The following is a 529-nucleotide window of genomic DNA, read 5'->3' as shown; positions in this document are numbered from 1 at the left end:
CGAAAAACCTGCATAAGGTCCAAATAATAGGGAGCGCTTACCACCAATAATACGTGTATCTAAGTGTGGGACAGACATTGGTGGTGAACCTTTATCTGCTTTACCATACACTTTTGCGTGGTGACGAGAGGCAATTTCTTCGTTGTCGCAACGTAGCCAGATACCACTGACTGGGAAACCACCATAGCCTTTGCCTTCAGGGATCCCTGATTTTTGTAGTAATTCGATCGCACGGCCACCTGCACCTACGAACACGAATTTTGCAGAGGTAATGGTTTTTTCATGGGTAAGTAGGTTTTTAACTTCAATATTCCATCTACCATCGGCTGCTTTTTTAACGTCGATGACTTCATGTTTATAGTGAACTGAAAAACCGGATTGTTCGCTGAGTTGCGCCATTAATAAATGCGTTAGTGCACCGTAATCGACATCTGCACCGGTATTAACACGGGTAACGGCAATCGCTTCTTTAGGATCACGGCCTTCCATGATCAGTGGAGCCCACTCATTGATCTGTTTTGGATCATCA

At 44.4% G+C, this 529-nt stretch carries 1 protein-coding gene; it reads right to left on the bottom strand.

All coding sequences use genetic code 11. From position 1 onward, the window contains the following. Positions 1-529 (bottom strand): malate:quinone oxidoreductase (locus ABN217_RS20315; RefSeq protein WP_349460015.1); only part of this gene is annotated, 529 nt, incomplete at both ends.

Source organism: Proteus sp. fly-1067 (genome assembly GCF_040139345.1).
GTDB classification, from domain to species: domain Bacteria; phylum Pseudomonadota; class Gammaproteobacteria; order Enterobacterales; family Enterobacteriaceae; genus Proteus; species Proteus vulgaris_B.
This window is presented reverse-complemented; position numbering and strand designations above follow the sequence as displayed.